Below are 20475 nucleotides of genomic sequence, written 5' to 3'. Positions count from 1 at the left end.
CATCGGAAAACGCTGAAATATCTTCAATTCCTGACTCCACCGCTCAACCTCATTTTAAACAAGTTTTAAGAACGAATTCCGAAGGGATTAATACATTCAGGAGGCTTTTTGAAAAAGCGATTATTATTTCTAGCTATTCTCATGGTCTCTCACACATGGGCCGGCCCGAAAGAGCAAGCGTGGAAACTCCACAACCGCTTGACCGGAGTTCCGCCGAAAAAAGATGTGTTAGAGGTAATGACAAACCATATTCGTGGCGGCCGTGCAGAAGATGCGGCGAAAGTCGCCATGAATAATCCAAATTTCTACAACATCGTTTTGAAGAACTGGATTAAACCCTGGAGTAACCGCGAGCAAACTTCTCGGGCGGATCTAAACGATTACGTTGCCACCATCATTGGTGTGGTTCGTGACGAAGTTCCATTTGCCCAGGTTCTTCACAGTGACATTCTTTATACGGTTTCTGGTGCGACTCCGGCCTATTCATTCACAAATAATGATCACTATAAAAATGCCGAATCAAGAAATCTCAATCTGAAAGACAATCTGGTAAGGCAAACTCAGTCTGCCATGACGGGTCTTCCGGCCACCGCAGTTGCAGGAGTTACAACCACTCGCGCTGCTGGTGAGGCCTTCTTCTCTGCGGGAACCAATCGTCGCGTGAATCGATTCATATTCATGAATTATCTCTGTAAAGACTATGAGGAACTTCATGACGTGACTATTCCGGATTTTCGAGTACGCGGAGACGTGGAGAGAAAACCAGGTGGAGACGCGCGAACCTACAAAAATAAATGTGTTGGTTGTCACGCGGGCCAGGACGCTCTTGGTGGCGCCTACGCCTACTATGATTTTGTAAGTGGTCGCCTGAATTACACGCAAGGAACAGTTGTGACCAAAATGAATCACAATGTTTATCACTCAGATGCTTATGTGACGACTGATGACTCCTGGTTAAACCTCTGGGCCCAGGGCCAGAACGCAAAACTTGGCTGGCGCGGAAACACAACTGGAAGTGGTGCTAAGGCCATCGGTCAGATGTTCTCGCAGTCGAAGGCCTTCTCAGCTTGTATTGCTTCAAAGGTCTTTCAACTCGTGTGCATGAAAGATGCCGTCAATACTGATGATAAGGCGACGGTTGACAGTCTCGCCAATGAATTTGAGCAAGATAATTACAATCTTAAAAACTTAATTGTGAACACTTCAGTGGGATGTATTACCGATGAAGATGAATAATAAAATCGCAGTCAAAATGACTGCAATCCTGATGCTCGGGATTCTCCTCGTGACCTTTACTCATTGTATGCCGAGTAACACTTTGGACATTAAGCACACTGACTCTGAGTATAGTAATTATACGCCTCCATCAAGTGTGCCTAAGAGTGAAGAACAAGAGCTGAATGAGACTCAAGTATCAGTCGGGATCAAAAACCATGAACAGATTCTTCAAACCATGGCAACACTCACTGGTGTTGATCCTCAGACAAATAACGATGTTATGAGAGTGTATAATGAAGTGGCACTTTCTCTTCCTACCGGAAATGACGTAAAGGTCTTTTCACCTACTCATCAAATCGCTGTTTCAAAACTCGCGGCCCAATTTTGTAACTCATTGGTTGATAGTCAGACACTAAGAACTGTGGTGTGGCCAACGTTTAATTTCGGGATGGCGCCGGGAGCAGAAATGGCACCGGCACGAAGAACAGATGCCATTAACAGTGTCATCGATGCGTTTTGGCTCGGAATGGTAGAAGGTGAAGAACTGGTAGAAGCTCAGTTGGAACTCGATGCACTCCTGGTGCAACTTTCAACTCCAGTGGCCAATGAAGGAAACAATTCAGCACTTACAGTAAAGGCCATGAAAGGTCTGTGCACGGCCACTCTTTCGAGTGCCCACGTGATCCTACTTTAAGGAAATATATGAAGAAGAAACATGACGTTGATGATGTTTTGAAACCCATGTATCACGAAGGACACCGTCTTAAAACCAGACGTGATTTCCTCGCTCAAGGCTTTCTTGGAATGACAGCGTTTGCTCTCGCACCAAGTGCCCTATCTTTACTTTCTTCAAGTGCTCACGCGGCGGAATGTTCTCCTGCAATCATCAGTCATTTAACTCCGGTCATTATCATTGATCTTGCCGGCGGTGGAAATATCGCGGGTTCTAACGTCATGGTTGGCGGCGCTGGAGGACAAATGGACTTCCTCGCGAACTACGCTTCCCTTGGTCTTCCCAATGATTTTCATCCCTCTAAATCTGGACAGGTAAACACTGAAATGGGACTTGCTTTTCATTCTGGATCAGGGATCCTCCAGGGTATTCGCAATATCACCTCTCAAGGAACTCGTGACAAAACTGAAGGGGCCATTTTTTGTTCAACTTCAGATGATGATACCGGTAACAATCAATCAAACCCTATTTACTGGTTACACAAGGCCGGTGCCAAGGGCAGTCTTACTCAACTGGCCGGAACTCAACAAACCGATTCAGGTGGTAATTCGACTTCACCCATTGACTCCATTAACCCGGCAGTTGCTCCCGTGAGAATCACCTCTCGCCAAGAGGCGATTAACCTCGTGAGTACCGGAAACGTTCTTGGTTCATTCTCTGAAACAAAAGTTAAAAGCATCCTGAATGCGGCCTCAAGAATCAGCGAAAGAAAGCTCGCTGGTTTTTCACGTCGCTCACTTCCAGAACAAGTGCAGGCCCTGGTGGCATGTGGATTTTCTGAATCCTCAGATCAGTTATACCGAGTAAAATCAACTGACGTTGATCCGAACAATGATACCGACTCTCAAACTATTTTTAATAAAATTAACAATCAAGATGTACGCAATCGTTCACGGGCCATCACTAAATTAGTGCTGGAAGGTCGCATCGGTGTAGGAACTATTACACTCGGTGGATTTGATTATCACGACGGCACAAGAACCACAGGTGACACCAAGGATTTTGAACTTGGCCAGCTTATGGGTGCCATTATGGAACTTGCGGCAGTGAAAGACACAGATGTTGTCATTTATGTTTTAACAGACGGCGGAGTTGCGGCCGGTGGCACTGTCGATGGCTCTGGAAAATTTATCTGGTCCGGAGACTCAGGTCAGCGTTCATCAACTTTTATGATGGTCTACAAAAAAGACGGTCGTCCAGGCCTCAGAACAACGAAACGTCAGATTGGTTACTTCAAGGCAAATGGTGCCGTAGAAGGCTCTGCCCTTCTTACCAGTAACAGCGTAGTGACAACTTCAAAGGCGATGGTCGCAAACTATCTCGCCCTTCATGGGCTTGAAGGCAACTTTGAAAATGTGGTCGGAGATGACCCGTTTAGAAATAATCTGGATCGTTACCTGGTTTTTGATAAACTAAGATAGGGTGAAATTTTGAATTTTAATATTTTCAAATTAGCAGTCATTTTCTTATTGGGAACGATCCTGGCGGTTTACACCAACTGTGGTAAACCCGGTGAACTCATGTTTGAGAGTGGTTACCACTCAAGCGGTTCAGAAGCTTCTTATGAATCTTTCCAGAAGTCGGTTTATTCGATCACTCGTTCAAATTGTATTAGCTGTCACTCAACTATTCAACCAATGCATGCCTCTGATGACTATCGTGAGGCCCATGACATTCTTGTCTCTCAGAAAAAAGTAAATTTTGAAAACATCTCAGCCTCTCGTATTGTGGCGAAGCTTCGTGGTGAAAACCATAACTGCTGGAGTGATTGCGAGGCCAATGCTCAGGCGATGGAGAGGGCCATTGAATCCTGGAAAGCGGCCCGTGATGTTTCCGGTGAAGTGGATAATGAAGGACCTTCTGATCTGGCGATTTATACCTCTGAAACCGACACACTCGAGATGGAATTTGTCGACGCTGGAAATGCTCCTAGTTCAAATACGGTAAAAATTAATGTTGAAGCGGCCATGAGACAAGCGCCGATGGTTCTAGTGAATTCAGGCGATGGCCCTTATCTCACGGTAGAAAATAATCTTAACAATACTCTTGCGAACAATGACCAAAACGCAGGTCTTGCCTTCATGAATTTCAAAGTTCCAACCAGTGGGGCCTATCGCATTTGGGGTCTGGTTCAAGGGCCAACAGATCAGGACAATTCGTTTTTCATGACTGTAAGAGACACCAAGAGACCAACTTCAGTTCTTCTGAGTACCCGAAATGTAGAGTTCCCAGCTGGCTCTCGATTTGAATGGCGACAGTTAAATGTTTCCATGAATCTCGTGGCCGGAACAGAATATACTCTGGAACTTCGTCAACGTGAGGACGGCGCTCGCGCTCAGGCCTTTGTGGTCACTTCAGATCCGGCCTTTAATGGCCAGGAAGTGAATGACTTTTTCGGAATCACATTGAGCTTTGATCTTTCGCCTCGAATTCCCAACGGAAGTTTTAAAATCGATATCGTGGATTATGATCTTTATAGTTACAAGCTCACTAAGCCTCGGATCGTGGCACCTTCAAACGTTAAAGTAAAAAACATCAAACTCTTTATTAACGGCGCCTACTCACCTCAACATTCGGCCTATACCTTGGTAAATAAGATCACCTCGGCCAGTGATAATCTTCTTTCAAAATACGCCATGATCGTGATCAAGGACAAGGGTCTGTCGGGAGACAGATTTAAATTCTCATTCGAAGAAATTTATCCAACAGATGCAACTGGCACAACCACTGGTGGAACGGGCGGCGGAACAGAGACTCAAACTTCGCTCATGGCCTATCAAGGAACTGTTTATCCCATTTCTCGCAGCTCGGCCTATAGCTGCGTGGGTTGCCACATGAGCACCAGTCCTAGACACGCATCAGATAACGCTCAAACGGCCCATGATGCGACTTTAGGCGTGGTAGATTTTAATACCCCTTCTAACTCGCGAATCGTCCGTAAAATGCGTACTGAGCGCCATAATTGCGGTGCCAATTGTGACAGTATCGCAACTCAATATGAGAATGCGATTATCGAATGGCGTAATAGACTAGAGTAAATTCTACATTTCCACCTAAAGCGGACCTTAAGAATTGGTTCGTCTCAGAAAGAGTTGTTGCGGAATTTCCATTCTCCGCTTACTCATTTTCAATGGATCAGAGGCAGAAGCAAATTAACAATCTGTTATGGAAAGAAGTGGCGGCCAAAAGTACCCCTGCGGCCATTACTTTTATTGTCATTGCGATCCTGGTTTCCTGGTATCACTTCAATCTGACGATTTACGCCAGTATCATTGAAGGGGCCTGCCTCGTCGTTATTTTCTCAAACATCCTGAGATACTACGTTTCAAAACAAATCGGCACTCATGATATTGCGACCGAATCACAGCGTAATCAGCTTCGAATTAGTATTTGGCTCAACTCAGTTGGTTGGGGATTGATTTTTTCACTTTCTACTTACGAACTTAATATGGCCGGGTACCAATTCGCCATTCTCATTACAGTGATGATGGGGTTTCTTGCTTCCTCTCTCATTACTCTGGCCTACGACAAGACTCTCTTTATTCCTTTTCAGTTATTGATTTTGGTTCCTATGATTCTTGTTACTTTGTACCAATATGAGGTAAGAGGAACCCAAGACGCGAAATGGGTCGCCATGGCCATGGCCTTTTTCATCGTCTACCAGTTAAAGCAGTACCGGGATTATCGGGCCCTGCTGATTCAACGTTTTACCACTCAATTAGAGCTCGCAGACTCTTATGATGAATTAAAAGATCAGACTGCTAAACTCATTCATGCCTCGAAAATTTCGGCCCTGGGGGACATGGCCGGAGGTCTTGCCCATGAAGTAAATAATTCTCTCATGGTCATTCTGGGTTCATCTCAGCAGGTTGAAAGAGACCTCAAGAAAAAAGAAGTAATGACGCCTGAACTTCAATCAAAGATGGATCTGACTTCTCAGGCGATCTTTAAAATTAAAAATGTGATTGAGGGCCTTAAGTACTTCTCGCTTCAGATGGAAACCGCCCCAAAAGAAGTTGTTCCCCTAAAAGACGTGATCGATAGAACTCTTAATTACTGCCACGAACTTTTAATGGCCCACAATGTGGACTTCCAGGTTCATGATGTCCCTGATGTAAAAATCCTCTGTAATCCTTTTCAGATTACCCAGATCCTCTTTGCCCTGACAAAAAATGCTGACGATGCCCTTGTTACCTGCAAGACCACTAAATGGATTCATTATGAGTTTGAAATCCTTAAGGGCTTCATTCTGATTAAAGTTAAAAACTGCGGGAACACAGTTTCTCCCGAAAACCAAACCAAGCTCTTCCAGCCGTTCTTTTCTACCAAGGATGTAAATCAAGGCTCAGGACTTTCCCTCAGCATCTCCAAAGGCATGGCCATGGATCATAAAGGGGATTTGTATTTTGAAATGGATGAGTACTCAACGAGCTTTGTTCTTAAACTACCTATTACCCAATAAAAAGGCCCCGTTAGGGGCCCTTTTTATTAGTGTCTTGTCTTGGTTTTTTCAGCTTTAGCTTTAGCGAAGTTTCTTTTCTTCTCGGACTCTTTATCATTCATGATGGCCGATAGTTTTTTGCCGGTATCTTCCAGCTCTTCGATAAGCTTCTTCTTAATTTGCTCAGGCGATTTTAGGACCTTTCTGAACTCGTTAAGAGCGCTTGTTTCTTCCTTGATAAGAAGCTGACGTTTCTCAACTTCTTCCTTAGTCATACGGTAGATCGCCATATCGGCCAAGTACTCAGCATAAGTAAACTTCTGCTTAGATAGATAGTCGATATAGTCTTTACGGTTGGCCTTCTTCTCAGCGATTGCATAGTGCTTTTCACGGATGAAGCGGATGATCTCGTTGTTCTTTGTTAAACGGTCTTCGTAATCTTTAATAAGAAGCTCGTAACGACGTTTTGTTACAGCAAGACGCTGAACCGTGAACACTTCCAGAATTTCTTCTACAGCGTTGAAAACCTTCACACCTTTTTCAGTAATAAGTGTGTAGTTAGGAACGATCGAGCTGATCGTACCCATGGTCTTCTCGACTTCTGCAAGTGTCGGTGTTTGACCGCGCTTAAAGATAAGCTCCACATTGATCACGTTATCCACCGAAGAATCGATGTAATCCTTCAAGAAATCGTTATCCATGTGCTTATTAAGATGACGGTAAATCTTCTGAGCATCGTAGCCCTTAGGAACTTCAGTAATGAAGATCTTCTCGCCCACTTGCTTGAAGCTCATCTTAGTGATGATTCTTCCCTTCTCATCAATTTCCACTTTATCAGTGTAATAACGGAAATAAGGTTTAATCTTTTTGATTTTACCAGTCTCGATGAATGAGATCATCGACTTGATAATATCTTCGTGGTTAAAGCTTGGAATCACCGAAGAGAAACCAGTTCCGATACCTTCAGCTCCGTTTAGAAGCATGATAGGAAGTTTCGGAAGAAGTCCCATTGGCTCCATGACTTTCTCATCATAGTTAGGAACCATTTCAACCTGGTTCATATCATCGAAAAGAAGAAGTTCAGCAACTTTCCCTAATTTACACTCAATGTAACGGGCAGCGGCCGCCTGAGTTTCCATTCTTTCCCCGAAGTAACCCTTCTTATCGATAAGTGGGTAGTTATTCGAGAAAGTATAGTCTTGAGCAAGGTTTACGATTGATTGCTCAACCGATGCCGGACCGTGTGGGTGAAGAGTCAGAACAAGACCAGTAAGTGAGCTTACTTTAATGAGACCTTTGTTCGAGTTCTTCCAAAGAGTGAAAAGAATACGACGTTGAGAAGGCTTCAACCCATCCTGAAGGTATGGAATCGCGCGATCCATCAGCGTATAGATCTGATAGGTTCTGTATTCTTCTTTTACCAGTGCCTCAAGAGGCACGGCCGTCATTGAATGTAGTGCTTGTTGATTATCTTTCATAATTACGCTCTCGCTTCACTTTTTTTCTTGGCCTTATTACCGGCAATCACGTTCGTTAGATCAACATCGATTTCATCTGAATCGATCAATAGGTCTTTACGAAGCTGAGACTCTTTACCGAAACAAGTTTCAAGCATTGATTTAGAAGCACTCATATCTTTCACAGAAATTTTTGTGAAATCTTTCCGGCTAAGTACATGCTTAAACGCTTCCTGGCTCATTTCACCAAGACCCTTGTTACGCATGATCTCTTTAATCTTAATGTCTTTACGAACTTTAAGCTTCTCAAGTTCATCAGTTGATTCGCAGTAAATTGTTCCTTTATCTGTCACAACCTCAAAAAGTGGAGCTTTCGCGATCTGGATCATGCCCTTTTCAAACATTTCAGGCCAGAACGTGAAGAAGAAGTTCGTTAGAAGTGTATTGATGTGACCACCATCCACGTCTGAGTCGGCAAGGAAGACGATCTTAGAGAAACGAAGCTCTTGAGCTTCTGCTTTCTGGCCAATCGCAAGACCAATTGAACTCATAATGTCCGCGAACTCCTGGTTCTCAAGAACTTCTTTAATCGAAGCTTGAGAAACGTTCATCGGCTTACCTTTAAGCGCAATTCCACCTTGATACATTTTATCACGAGCAGAACGTAGACCACCAATGGCCGAATCACCTTCGCAGATGAATAGAGCACATTTTGTACGGTCTTTTCTTTCGTTAGCATCAAGAAGTTTTTCAACTCTTTGCTTTTTACCTTTCTTCGCAAGTTTTGATGCATCTTTTAGATCCATCATACGTTGACGAGATTTCGCTCTCTCCATGATATGATCAAGAAGCTCTTGGTTCTTACGCATGAACTTAGTCATGCCATCGGCCATGAAAGTTTCAAGTGCTTTCTCAAGAAGAGCATCACGAACAAGCTTACGCTTAGTCTGAGACTCAAAACGTGGGTTCGGCATGACGATACCGATCACGAAAGTCATACCGGCAAGAACATCGTTATCTACAAGTGTTAGCTTGTCTTTCTTGGCCGTTCTTTCAAGTTTATCTTTAATGGTATTGATATAAAGACGCTTAATACGATCGTGGTGGAAACCACCGTCATATGTCGGAGTCGAGTTAACGAAAGAAATCATTCTTTCTTTATCATCTGACTTCTTATCGAAAGTCACAGAAACGTGAACATCATACTGGGCCTTGACTTTGGCACCTTTGATGTTGGTTGTTTCATAGACAAACTTCTCATCACCAATGAGCTGAGCAGTTGTTCCATCAATACGCTGAGCAAGTTCGAAAAGACCTTTCTTATAAAGGTATTTCTCGTCATTGAAATAGAACGTTAGTCCCGGGTTATTGTAAGCAAGGTCAATAATACGCTTACGAAGAAGCTCTTTATCTACAACTTGGTTTTTATAAACTTCTTTTGCAAGAGTTAGTTCAACTCTTACACCAGATGGACCTTTGAATGGCTTTTCTTTTGTTTTATGAATTTTCAGAGCGCCATCAATGAACTCGTAAGTTTGTTCTTTTTTCGAGTTATAGTGACGAACAGTGGCCTTGAACATATCAGATGTTAGACATGTAGCTGAAGCACCCAGGCCGTTTTGGCCAAGAGTACGGTAAAGGAAACCCTTATCATCCACTTCTTCATCTTTAAATTTCGAACCCGTTCTGAATTCCGTATAAACGTCCTTCATTTTAGCGAGCGGGAACCCAATTCCGTTATCCTGAACTGTAACGACCTTACCATCCGGTGAAAGGTTACAGTGAATTTCAGTCACGTGACCGCGATAAAACTCATCAATACAGTTATCAAGGATTTCTTCGATGGCCTTGGATTTGGCCTGATGGAAATTTACTTTCTTAAACTCGAGAGAATCGGTTGTATAAACGTAAGTATCTAGCTCTTCAATGTCATTACTTCCGAAAACTAGAGTTACACGGTTTCGGCAGTGCCAACGCTGGTCTTTGCTCTCAATAAGAGCTTCCTTGACCTTTGCGCCACGGCGCTTCACTTCTTCGACGGCCATTGTCAAAGTCTCCTTTAAAGTTGCTTGCAGGAAAATCAATAGGATAAGATTAAGGGCATCCCGAACAATAGGTCAACCAATGAGATGGCGATTTTTATTTCTTTTCTTGAGTTTCTTTATCAACGAAAGTTCTTTATCTCAGACTAAAGTGAGTCTTTCTGCAAGTTTTGATAAACCAATTTTGGAGGAGCTTAAACCTTTTTATACGCCTTCAGAAGGACAAATCGAAGATTTATTGAAAGGCGAAGTTATTTCAGTAGGTAAAGTCGACTCTCCTACCCCGAAAGAACAACAAATGATGTTGTTCGTTTCCGGCATTCATCCACGTAATTGTATTCGGGCCATGAGAAAACTTTCTCTCTATGAGAATTATCACAACTACATGGATTTCGTTAAAAGTAGTAAATACGACGACAAAACACAGAGACTAAATTTCACCATCGATCATGCTCTTCTACCTTTCCCGATGGTGGTCGAATTTAAAATTCCTCGAATCACAAAACCCGGTCACTATCCGTTTGTGTTTGAAAAAGGTTTTTTGAAAGATTTGAAAGGAACTGTCATCGTTCATGATGTTGGCAAGTATTGTCTTTTGGGTCTGAAAACCGACTGGAGGGGTCCGGAATCCAAGATACCAAATGTGGTTTTCAGTACGTTTGTCCAAACCGTAGGCCGACTAGGGCTTGAGCACTTAATTCGCGTCTCAATTTTTTAATCAGGTTTTTTCTTTGTCAAATCACATCGTTATGTTTAATCTCGATGCGTGCAAGTTTTAAGAATCAAACCTATTGATACCCATCACATCAGACATAAAATGCTGCGTCCAAATGGTACGCTCGATGATTGTATCTTTCAGGGTGATAATGATGAGATGACATTTCACCTGGGCGCCTTCGTAGACAAAAAGCTCGTGAGTGTTGCTTCTTTCTACTTCGAACGTAACGAAAAATTTACAGATCAATATCAGTACCGCCTGCGTGGCATGGCCACCCTTCCTGAATATCAAGGACAGGGTCTGTCATCAGCACTATTAAGAACCGCTTTCCCAGTAATCAAACAAAACCAGTGTACACTTTTGTGGTGTAATGCCCGTGAAAAGGCCATGGGGTTTTATACGAAAGTTGGTTTCCAGCCATCTGGTGAGTTCTTTTCAATTCCTCATATTGGAAAACATGTCTTGATGTCTATCAAGATTGATTAGATAATCTTTTTATAATTTTTTAGACCCGAGGACACCCGTGTTCACATATCACGATCAGTTTCGCAAAGAACTTGCGATTGCTATTGCCCCCATCATCGAAAAAACTTTTTCAATCATTTTCCCTTGGGAAAAGGCCTATGGATTATTTGGTGCTACACCATCTAAGGAAGCTGGTGATCTAGCGTTTCCACTTTTCCAAATTGCCAAAGAAGCAAAAACGAATCCGGCCCAGGCCGCAAAATCTTTAGAAGCTGCTTTCACTGAGCTTCCAAAATTCATCACCGAGAAGAAGGCCATGGGGCCTTACCTCAATTTCTTTTTTAATTTTGACGCAATCGCCTCAAAGATTATTCCATCAATTCTAAGCGGAGACATGTTTAAGCAGAAGCTTACAGAAAATACGCCGAAGACAATGATTGAATACTCACAACCAAACACCCACAAAGAAATGCACGTGGGCCATATGAGAAACCTTTGTCTTGGTGACGCTCTTATTCGACTTCACCGCTACTCTGGTTTTGATATCGTTGCTTCGACTTTCCCGGGCGACGTGGGTACTCACGTTGCTAAATGTCTTTGGTATTTGAAGTTTCACTATAAAGGTGAAATTCCTAAAACAAAGAAAGGTGCCTGGCTTGGAACTCTCTATACGGCCGGCCACAATAAACTTGAGGACGAGCGCGGAACTGAGAAAGAGGCCTCAAACCGTGAGCAACTAACTGCCATCCTAAAACAACTAGAACAGAAATCTGGTGAGTATTACGACCTATGGAAAGAAACTCGTGAGTGGTCAATTGAACTCATGAACGAAGTTTATACCTGGGCCAATGTAAAATTTGATGTCTGGTACTGGGAATCGGAAGTTGATTCAGCTTCAGTGAAACTTGCCCGTGAGTATCAGCAGAAAGGTCTTTTTGTTGAAGATCAAGGTGCAGTTGGTGTGAACCTTGAAGACTATAAGCTTGGTTTCTGCATGCTTTTGAAGTCTGATGGTAACGGCCTTTACGCTACAAAAGATATCGAGCTAGCAAGACGTAAGTTTCAGGACTACCATATTGAGAAAAACATCTACGTGGTAGATAAACGGCAAGAACATCACTTTAAGCAAGTTTTCAAAGTGCTTGAGCTCATGGGCTTTGAAAATGCTAAGAAGTGTTTCCACCTTCAATATGACTTCGTGGAACTACCAGACGGGGCCATGAGTTCTCGTAAGGGTAACATCGTTCCTCTACAGGCCCTGATTGAAAACATGGTGAAGATGATTAAGGAGCAATACCTGAATCGTTACGTTAATGAGTGGTCGCCTGAACAAATTGAATCAACAGCTCAAATTGTTGCAAAAGGTGCCATCAAATACGGTATGACCCGCATTGATCCAGGAAAGAAAATCGTTTTTGATATGCAAGAATGGTTGAAGCTTGATGGGGAATCTGGTCCCTATATCCAGTATGCCTACGCCCGTATTAATTCAATGGTGAATAAACTTGGCGCTCCAACCTCGAATGAAATTCATGCAACTGCCCCTCAAGAAAAAGATTTAGTGGCGCAACTTATGAATTTTCATCAGGTCGTGGAACAAGCAACTCTTCAGTATAAGCCTTCGGCATTGACTGGCTATTTATACGACCTATCTCGGGCCTATAATAGTTTCTATGCTGAATGTCCGGTGGGTTCGGCCCCTGAACCAGTGCGCTCATCACGCCTGATGCTTTCAAAGGCCACTGCCCTTACTTTGAAACAAGGTTTAGCGCTTCTAGGAATTGAGGCCCCAGAGAAAATGTAATGATCAGACTATCAGTTCAAATTGAATTTGATAAAACAATGGATCTCACGACTCACAAAAATTCTGTGGTCGTGGGTCGTTCGCCCAAGTGTGATCTGATTGTTCCTCATGATTCAATTTCCAGACAACACTGCCAGATCGATTACAGCAAAGAAAAAGAAGTCTTTTATATCACTGATCTTGGTAGCTCCAATGGTGTGACTATCAATGGTCAGCGAATTCCACCGAGCACCAAAACACTCATCCCGCCGAATGCTGCTCTTTCGATGGGTAAGCTAGAATGTGAACTTTCAAATAAGCCGGGAGCTTCTAGTTCTGATAAGGTTGTAAGTTCAGATCTTGCTCCAAGCGGAGATTTTACTTCGACCATTAGACTTGCTCGTATTGAACTCAACAAGCCTTCTATCACTCTTGAACTAGAGAAAAAGCCCATCTCAAAAAGACCGCGTAATCCAGTCACCTATGAAGAACCAGTGGAAGTTGTAAAATCCAACAAGACAAAATGGATTCTTTTCTCAGTAGGACTACTTATTCTGGCCATCACCTGGTTCATGGCACCTGACAAGAATTAGACTCACTCAATCTAAAGTGTTCCATTAAGAAAATTGTTACTTTACCTTCGTAAACATATAATTAGACAATAATAAAAATTTATATTGTTTGGAACTCCATTCTGAGAGTTAATATTAGACATGAAACATTTTTCTAAGATCCTGAAAAACCAAGCGGGTGTTTCCCTTCTATTTACCATCATGATTGTGGCCCTTGCCCTTGGTGGCCTTGGTTATGTTACGACTGAAATGCTGCCGAAGCTCCATAGTGAGAAGAAGAAGGCCGAATCAACAATCGACTATCGCGTTTTTATTTCAAGCTTAAATGATTACCTCATTCACGGGATTCGTGAACGCTGGTGTTTATCAGTGAATAATGGTGTGACTGATCTTCTGCTTTCCAACGATTGCGGTTCGGGAAAGGCGATGGAAGATATTGTTACACATCCGGGAAATCTAGAGAGAATTTTATGGGGACCCGAGAACATCGGAACTCCCCTGAATGCCATGCCTTCGGCCGAAAGTGCTAACCGAATTCTTGCCTTAAATTACGTTCGTTACCATCAAACTCCGCAAAAGGCCTCTCGCCTTCTTGCCTATGAAGATGTTTATCCGACAGACGGAAAAATGAAATTCAAGGTAACTCAGGCAATCCTTCAGGATATGACAGACCAGCATCCGCTCTATCTCATCTCAAAGAGTGTTAGAGACTGCGTGAATGAAGTGAACATTGAAATCTTTCAAGTAAAGGACTACAACAATATTGGTGCCGGTGAAGAAAGAAAAATTGGGATTAACATCACAACCGATATCTCGAGAACAAGATTCAGCTGTACTGTGATGAGAACAGCAGATTCAACTGCATACTACACTTTCTATCCACGTCGACTTCATACCTTCTCGCTCATTAAATACGGAAACCTTGATACAAAGGCCCTGAATGAATTCAGAGGACCCGTATATGTGGCCGGAGACCTTGTTCTTCCTCCTGAGGGATATGATAAAGATCAGGGTTCTGTTTTTTATGCCCCATTAGTTTTAGGCATGTATAACTCAGGCGGTGGAACAGGTAGTACCTTTCGCGCCGGTCGCGTGGTTAATAGTAATGGCGCGGATTACACTTTCAATGACCGTGGTCATCCACATTTGTCAAAGCAGGATAATTATCCAAACTTCAGAGGCTTCCTGGGGGGCCTTAACCTGGATGCTACGGAAGACAAGGGTTTCTATAATCTCTACAATCACGCGTCCCAGACCGCAGTAAACCAGGCGCTCCTTGAACAATGTATTGAAGAGACCAAAGTTCAAACCACACCCAGTATGAACAACAATTCTCGTCTTGGTTTTACTAATTACGATGTTTCTTCTAATGGCAGCAAGACAACCAAAAAAATATTACTGGGCTTCAATCTTCGAAACAGATTTAAGCCCTCTAGCATGTCACCTGATGTTATCTCCGAAGAGGACAACAGCGGAAACTGGTGGGGCGGTGGCAAGAAAGATCCAATCATTGTTTTTTCTATCCCTACACCTCCGCCGGGCCTGACCTCACTGGGAGAATTCAGATTAAAAAATGATGATCGTTCACTTCGTGGAACGATTGGAGTTGGCTCAGAAGCGAGAATGGAACTAGATCTAAGTAAACTTGATGTGACTGAAAATAAAATCAAAGATCTAATTAAAAGCGTAGAGGACGCCAAGAAAAATAATTTCTACAACGCCATTCAATCAGATCATATCTTCTCTCAACTTCAGGAATACAAAAAATTCAAAGACGAAGGGGAAGACTTTAAAGATGAATGTGAAGAAGACGCAAATAGTGATTGCGTAGACTGGGGATTCTCGAAAAAAGACGCCTGTCTCTTTGGCAGCTGTAACGATACTGAAGATGCCTGGGACGATTACAAAGACGCCCGCAAAGATCTGGTAAACAAACTTAATGAATTAAAAGATGACTTGAAAGACGCCAACAAAAAACCAATGGCATCATTTCAACTGGCCAATCACACGACCTCTGAAGGATTCGTGCTAAACATGAAGACTCTAAGCTTCACCTATAATCAGCAGTGGAGCATGTATTTCAATATGGCAAAAAACAAAATGAGTAACGATGAAAAAAATCTTCGTTTTGATTTTTGGCCTTACCACTACGGCCAGTGGAGTCGTTACGTAAAACTTAAAATTTCTGGTGATGATGGAAATGACTTAACTCTTATTACTGACAACGGATATCAATATAATAATTTAAGTGTATCTAACTGGCGCAAGACTGATAACTACGACAACTTTTCCGGTGATCCGGATGATAAATGGGATCCACGTCCTAAAGAAATTTATGACCTTAGTTGTCCATCTGGAATGGGAATTGCGGATTGGGACTTAGATATGTCAGGCAGTACAAACTTCGCCTGGAACTATGCCAATACTCCTCCTGGTGCACAGGTCGATACACCAAATCACGATCCCATTAGTTCGATAGAATTCACAATGCCAACTGATAACTCTCCGATCCTGGAGGGACATGCCGCTTCTTTCTCTAAGTCTGTCGTTGAAGAATGTATCATTCCGCCAAACCGTAATCGCGTGTATGGCTTCTATGTTTGTAACAAACTCGTGATCCAAGGTGGTCGTAGCGAACCACTTTATATGATTGGAACGTTCATCGTAAAAGACCTTATCCAACCGGTGGATGGCTCAACCCAAGTGCACTGGCACAGTATCTGGGACACAAAAGCAACAGATCTAGTGATGACTGACTTCAGTAGTTCAAAAGGTGTTTGCCAAAACACGAATCTACTTATGAGCTATACGTGGAAGGACCTTAAAGAAAGTCCTGCAATCATGGCCCGAGTAAATGCTTGTAGCCCGATGGACATGGTTAGTAACGGGCCAAATAACTTCAGCTGGACGACCGTCGATCCGGACATCGGAATTGCAAATCCTGGAGATGCTATGACATCTCAAAAAGTTAACCGTATTCAAAAATGGGTCATTCGAGAAGATTCTCGAGTGGATATGATTAGATGAAAAAACTATTTAAGAACCAAAAAGGTATGGGTCTGTTAGAGGTTCTGGTAGGGATCTCCATCGCCAGCGTTGGTGGATACATCATTCTTAACGGGATCGATTACCTTAGTAACAAAAAAACCGTTGTAGATAAAAACGCCAATTTAGAAAACATGATCTCCGGTATCATTGGCTCCATCAGATCTAACATCATGATGGAAAAGATTGATTTCGAGCCCGAAGAATTTTTAAAACACACAACCTACGATGCTGTAGAAAAAAGTCTAAACCTATGCTGGGTCAATGATGGGATGCTGCCTCTTGAGGCATACCCTACGTGTCCAGGGAAAATAGGTTATGTCGTAACACCATTCAAAGTCGGAACAATGGAGTTCCGAGGTTTATATAAAGTGACTCTGAGAATGACTCACAGAGAGCTTTTACCAAACCAATTTAGAGAATATGTATTCATTGTGAAGGATCCATGAAAAGAAGAAACGGATTTTCGATGGTTGAGATGATGATGGCCCTCGGTTTGACCGGGATGCTGGCCCTCATTGCCGTAAACCTTTATGACTTCTCTCAAAAAGAAACAAAAGTTCTGAGTGAAGATATCATCAACACCATTGCACGCTTCGGTGCTTCGAAGACACTCACCTATGATTTGTTATCAGGTGAGCCAAGCTTTAACTATGTAAACCTGGCCGACGACAATAACCTTCCTTTCTTTGTTCTCGCTAAGAATGAATTCTGTCGAAGCAGTACTTGTACACGTCAGCTAACTCTCGATATTAAACCTGGAGCTACGAAATCTCGCTCTTTCTACATTATTGTGAAGCGTCCTCAAGGGAAAGAGAGCTTAAAGTTCACGATTGATCCAAATTCTGTATATAGTCCCAGCAAAATTTATGCAGGTATCAACTGGCAGAAATCAAATCCAGACTACTCGATCACAAAAACAGCTGATCGAGTCGACTCTCCTTGGCAGAAGGGCCGCCTGCTCATGCTAACTTCGGAGATGGATTTTTATGATTGTATGTCACCAGTCCACTCAATGGGGAGTACTGGTGGATGCAAAGTTTCATGTGAAAACTCTGGTACTTGTAACTTCATCGTAAAACGTCCTTATAAAATGCTTGGTGGAGTAAATACTGATGAATTGGATATGACTTATTATCCTATTGAAGGTGCACCTGCAGGACTAATCAAAACTGCTTATCAGATCTGCCGTCCAAATAAAGAATACAACTGTGCGGCCACTATTGATCTTACCGGTGGTCTAACCACAACAAGATCGTTCTTTGATAAATTGCCCTATATTCCGGGTAATGATAACCGCGCAACTCTCGCTCCAGTTGAGATTGTTCAGTACTGGCTTGAAAGACCTAATCCTACATCTGCCGACCATTTAATTGAGCTCAGACGCGCACGAGCAACATTAGTTGGCGGCCAAATCAAGTTCCAAAAGGGCGTAATCTTAATGACAGGCCTACAATCTATTGTTTTTTCTAGGGCCAACATTTCGAATTCCATCATCGACTACAAATTAAAGAAAGTTCGACTAAAAAAGAGTTTAAATACTAAGTAAGCAATACAAATGGGGTCTTTATGAAAATGATCACTTTATTCACAGTTTTCGCTGTTTCTATTCCGGCCTACGCGCAATTTAGTGTTACGCCATTTGGTTCGGCGAGCCCTGTGCCACCTCCCATTGGCCAAAATAGAAAGACAGGTTGCGGGGCCGTTGGTTGTAATATGGAAGTAACTCTTAAGCCATTTTGTTACGGTACAAACCTGCGTGCCTATCCGGTATCAACTCAACTGAATCCATCTGAACCAATTACGATGAATTTTACAATCGTGAATCCGGATGATGCTGCTAAAACTGATACTTACCAAATTGTTTTCCCAGCTAAGGCCACTTACGCTTCAGGTGGAGTTCGTACTGATTGTTCATTTAATGAAGGTCAGGACATGAACGTGAAAGGATACAAAGACATCACTTGCTCTCTACCGAACGTAGGGACTTTCAATTACAAATTAGAGAACTGGAAAATCAGCCACAACCCACGCGGTTATGGTGGAGCTGAATTTGACTACTATGCCGGGTCATCTATGACTGCCCAAAGAATCGGAGCTGGTGATGTAGATAGTCAGATTACATGTCTTTATAAATTCACTTCTAACGATAAACACGGCCAGCTTAAAACAAATGCTGTGAGCTGCTACTTCCCTTCAACTATGCCTGATATCAGTGACCAGGTTAAACTTCTTAAAGGTGGAACTCCTGTGGCCAATGCTGAAATTGTGGCCTCTGCTAACAGCATCCAGATTAAGATCAATGACAGTATTGATTCTCTGAGTAGCAAAGTTGCAGTACGACATGGGAAGATCACAGTTCCAAAACCCCCAGGGCACCGTATTTCATACACTCAAGGTGGTCGCGGTCTGGCCGCAGTTCGCGAACTTGAATCTTTCGATGAAGCCTCTGCCTACAGAAGCTTCACGGCCCAAGTGAAGTTCCCAGGTTCAGAAGGTTTCTGTGGTGGTTACTACTCTCCACTTATGTTTTTCTTTGATAAACAAGTTCCTAAGTTTGATGGTGTATCACTTTTCCCACTTTATGGTGTGAAAGAAGGTACTCGTGTGAACTGGCCTGAAAAAGATGCTCCAGGATACTTTTTAGCTAAGCTTAATAAAGGCGAACAAGTTTCTAAGAACAGCCAATTGTTCGGCCAAGATGATAAGCATGAGAACGGCTTCCTTGCTCTTGGAGTACATGACAGTAACAAAGACGGTGTGATCGATGCTAAAGATGAAATCTTTAACTCCCTCACTCTTTGGAATGATAAGAACGGTGACGGTGTTTCTGATGATTCAGAACTTCACTCTCTTAAATCACGTGGAATTGCTTCAATTTCACTCAAATATTCAACTCGTGATGTGACGAAGTTTGAAAACCGAGCTAGAGCTCGTGAGAAGAGTAAGTTCACTTACGTTGAAAACGGTAAAACCAAAACTGGTGATGTATTTGATGTATGGTTGTCGCCACTAGATTAATCTCAAGTTTGCCAAAGACCTGTCTCTTCACTATACTTTAATTTATGAGACTACATTTCAAACTCATAAATGGTGAAGAGCAGGACTTTACAATTGATAAACCTAGTTTCACTATCGGAAGATCCAGCCAAGCAGATATAGTTATTCCTCATGATGGGATGTCGAGAAAGCATTGCTTTATTGAGAACGTCGGAGGAAAACTTTTTATTACTGACCTTGGAAGTATGAATGGCGTTTTTCTGGATGAGAAACGTATTCAGCCTGACACCCCTACCGCATTACCCGTTTATTTAAATCTCTCGTTTGGAGCGGTACAAAGCCTCCAAATCGACATGGAAGACAGTACCCGCGTTTATTCCCGTCCAGCTGCTTCAAATGCCAATAATGCGGCCCCAGCACCTGTTGAGCACAATCAGACTACGACTGCTACTGCTCTCTTACCTAATAAAAAGACCAAGAAACCTAAAGCTGAAGTCAAAGCAGCGGCCAAGAAAGATGTACAGTTCAACGTAAAGAACATGTTCTTTTTTGCTCTCACTCTGACATTTATTGCGACAATGACCTTCTATTTTATTCGCGAAAAGATGGCGGAAGATGAACCTTTGACTCCAGAAGAAATGTACGAGTAATTACTCGTAGGCCTTTTCCTTCCATTTATCATTGATGCAGAAGCGATGCCCATGATTATGGGTCGTGAGAAATAATACTCTCTGATAGCAGGCCTTCTTCGATGGCATGGCCCCAATGGGAGCGCATTCTAATCGCACGCTCTGTTTGGCGAGCCCTTGCGCTCTAGCTTCCTCACATTCCTTGTAGAAAGGCTTACTGACACAAACCCAATGCCCATCCTTACAATCGTAAATAAGGTGCCAGCCGGCCTCATATTTATCAGATAGAAGATCTTCCATCGGATCGAAGGTCTCTTCGGCCGCCCATAGATTGAAGGTCAAAAGCATGACTAAAAAGGTGAGTTTTTTCAT

At 42.7% G+C, this 20475-nt stretch carries 17 protein-coding genes; 14 read left to right on the top strand and 3 right to left on the bottom strand.

Features of this window, described 5'->3' with window-relative positions:
* Nucleotides 1–108: 108 nt before the first annotated feature.
* The 5 genes from SOO65_RS11840 (at nt 109) to SOO65_RS11820 (ending at nt 6413) form a co-directional block, all read left to right on the top strand.
* Nucleotides 109–1236, top strand: a complete 1128-nt coding sequence (locus SOO65_RS11840) for a hypothetical protein (RefSeq protein WP_321389975.1) — start codon at nt 109–111, stop codon at nt 1234–1236.
* A complete protein-coding gene (locus SOO65_RS11835) occupies nt 1229–1912 on the top strand; it encodes a hypothetical protein (RefSeq protein ID WP_321389973.1) in 684 nt (227 codons plus the stop codon). Before SOO65_RS11840 ends, SOO65_RS11835 begins: the two co-directional genes overlap by 8 nt.
* 8 nt (nt 1913–1920) lie before the next feature.
* Nucleotides 1921–3372 carry a hypothetical protein gene (locus SOO65_RS11830; protein WP_321389970.1) on the top strand — a complete coding sequence of 484 codons (1452 nt, stop codon included), beginning with the start codon at nt 1921–1923 and terminating at the stop codon, nt 3370–3372.
* Between the two features lie 9 nt (nt 3373–3381).
* Nucleotides 3382–4989: a hypothetical protein gene (locus SOO65_RS11825; RefSeq protein ID WP_321389967.1), complete on the top strand. Its 1608-nt coding sequence runs from the start codon at nt 3382–3384 to the stop codon at nt 4987–4989.
* Between the two features lie 92 nt (nt 4990–5081).
* Complete coding sequence (locus SOO65_RS11820) at nt 5082–6413, top strand: sensor histidine kinase (protein WP_321389964.1); 1332 nt, start codon at nt 5082–5084, stop codon at nt 6411–6413.
* A 26-nt stretch (nt 6414–6439) separates the two neighbouring features.
* Here SOO65_RS11820 and SOO65_RS11815 read toward each other — a convergent pair whose 3' ends face one another.
* On the bottom strand, nt 6440–7870 hold the full coding sequence (locus SOO65_RS11815; RefSeq protein ID WP_321389960.1) for a DNA gyrase subunit A: 1431 nt from the start codon (nt 7868–7870) through the stop codon (nt 6440–6442).
* Nucleotides 7871–7872: 2 nt separating this feature from the next.
* On the bottom strand, nt 7873–9894 hold the full coding sequence (locus SOO65_RS11810; protein WP_321389957.1) for a toprim domain-containing protein: 2022 nt from the start codon (nt 9892–9894) through the stop codon (nt 7873–7875).
* Nucleotides 9895–10000: 106 nt separating this feature from the next.
* On the opposite strand from SOO65_RS11810, the gene SOO65_RS11805 reads away from it, so the two are divergent.
* The 9 genes from SOO65_RS11805 to SOO65_RS11765 all read left to right on the top strand — a co-directional run bounded on the left by SOO65_RS11805 (nt 10001) and on the right by SOO65_RS11765 (nt 20124).
* On the top strand, nt 10001–10609 hold the full coding sequence (locus tag SOO65_RS11805; protein ID WP_321389954.1) for a hypothetical protein: 609 nt from the start codon (nt 10001–10003) through the stop codon (nt 10607–10609).
* Nucleotides 10610–10657: 48 nt separating this feature from the next.
* The gene (locus tag SOO65_RS11800) at nt 10658–11095 is read left to right on the top strand and encodes a GNAT family N-acetyltransferase (protein WP_321389951.1); all 438 of its coding nucleotides are present in this window, start codon (nt 10658–10660) and stop codon (nt 11093–11095) included.
* Between the two features lie 37 nt (nt 11096–11132).
* A complete protein-coding gene (gene argS / locus SOO65_RS11795; RefSeq protein ID WP_321389948.1) occupies nt 11133–12878 on the top strand; it encodes an arginine--tRNA ligase in 1746 nt (581 codons plus the stop codon).
* Nucleotides 12878–13450: an FHA domain-containing protein gene (locus SOO65_RS11790; protein ID WP_321389945.1), complete on the top strand. Its 573-nt coding sequence runs from the start codon at nt 12878–12880 to the stop codon at nt 13448–13450. Before argS ends, SOO65_RS11790 begins: the two co-directional genes overlap by 1 nt.
* A gap of 120 nt (nt 13451–13570) precedes the next feature.
* Nucleotides 13571–16456, top strand: coding sequence for a hypothetical protein (locus SOO65_RS11785; protein WP_321389942.1), 2886 nt, complete (start codon nt 13571–13573; stop codon nt 16454–16456).
* Complete coding sequence (locus SOO65_RS11780; protein ID WP_321389939.1) at nt 16453–16923, top strand: type IV pilus modification PilV family protein; 471 nt, start codon at nt 16453–16455, stop codon at nt 16921–16923. The genes SOO65_RS11785 and SOO65_RS11780 overlap by 4 nt, the downstream gene beginning before the upstream one ends.
* Entirely contained in the window at nt 16920–18023 is a 1104-nt protein-coding gene (locus tag SOO65_RS11775; protein WP_321389937.1) for a prepilin-type N-terminal cleavage/methylation domain-containing protein, read from the top strand. Before SOO65_RS11780 ends, SOO65_RS11775 begins: the two co-directional genes overlap by 4 nt.
* A gap of 20 nt (nt 18024–18043) precedes the next feature.
* The gene (locus SOO65_RS11770) at nt 18044–19495 is read left to right on the top strand and encodes an SPM autocatalytic domain-containing protein (protein ID WP_321389934.1); all 1452 of its coding nucleotides are present in this window, start codon (nt 18044–18046) and stop codon (nt 19493–19495) included.
* A 44-nt stretch (nt 19496–19539) separates the two neighbouring features.
* Nucleotides 19540–20124, top strand: a complete 585-nt coding sequence (locus SOO65_RS11765) for an FHA domain-containing protein (RefSeq protein ID WP_321389932.1) — start codon at nt 19540–19542, stop codon at nt 20122–20124.
* Here the strand turns inward: SOO65_RS11765 and SOO65_RS11760 are convergent, their stop codons facing one another.
* Entirely contained in the window at nt 20125–20475 is a 351-nt protein-coding gene (locus SOO65_RS11760) for a hypothetical protein (RefSeq protein WP_321389929.1), read from the bottom strand.

The organism is Peredibacter starrii (assembly GCF_034259205.1).
GTDB lineage: Bacteria > Bdellovibrionota > Bacteriovoracia > Bacteriovoracales > Bacteriovoracaceae > Peredibacter > Peredibacter starrii.
The sequence above is the reverse complement of the archived record's forward strand: the minus strand, read 5'-3'. Positions and strand labels throughout refer to the sequence as shown.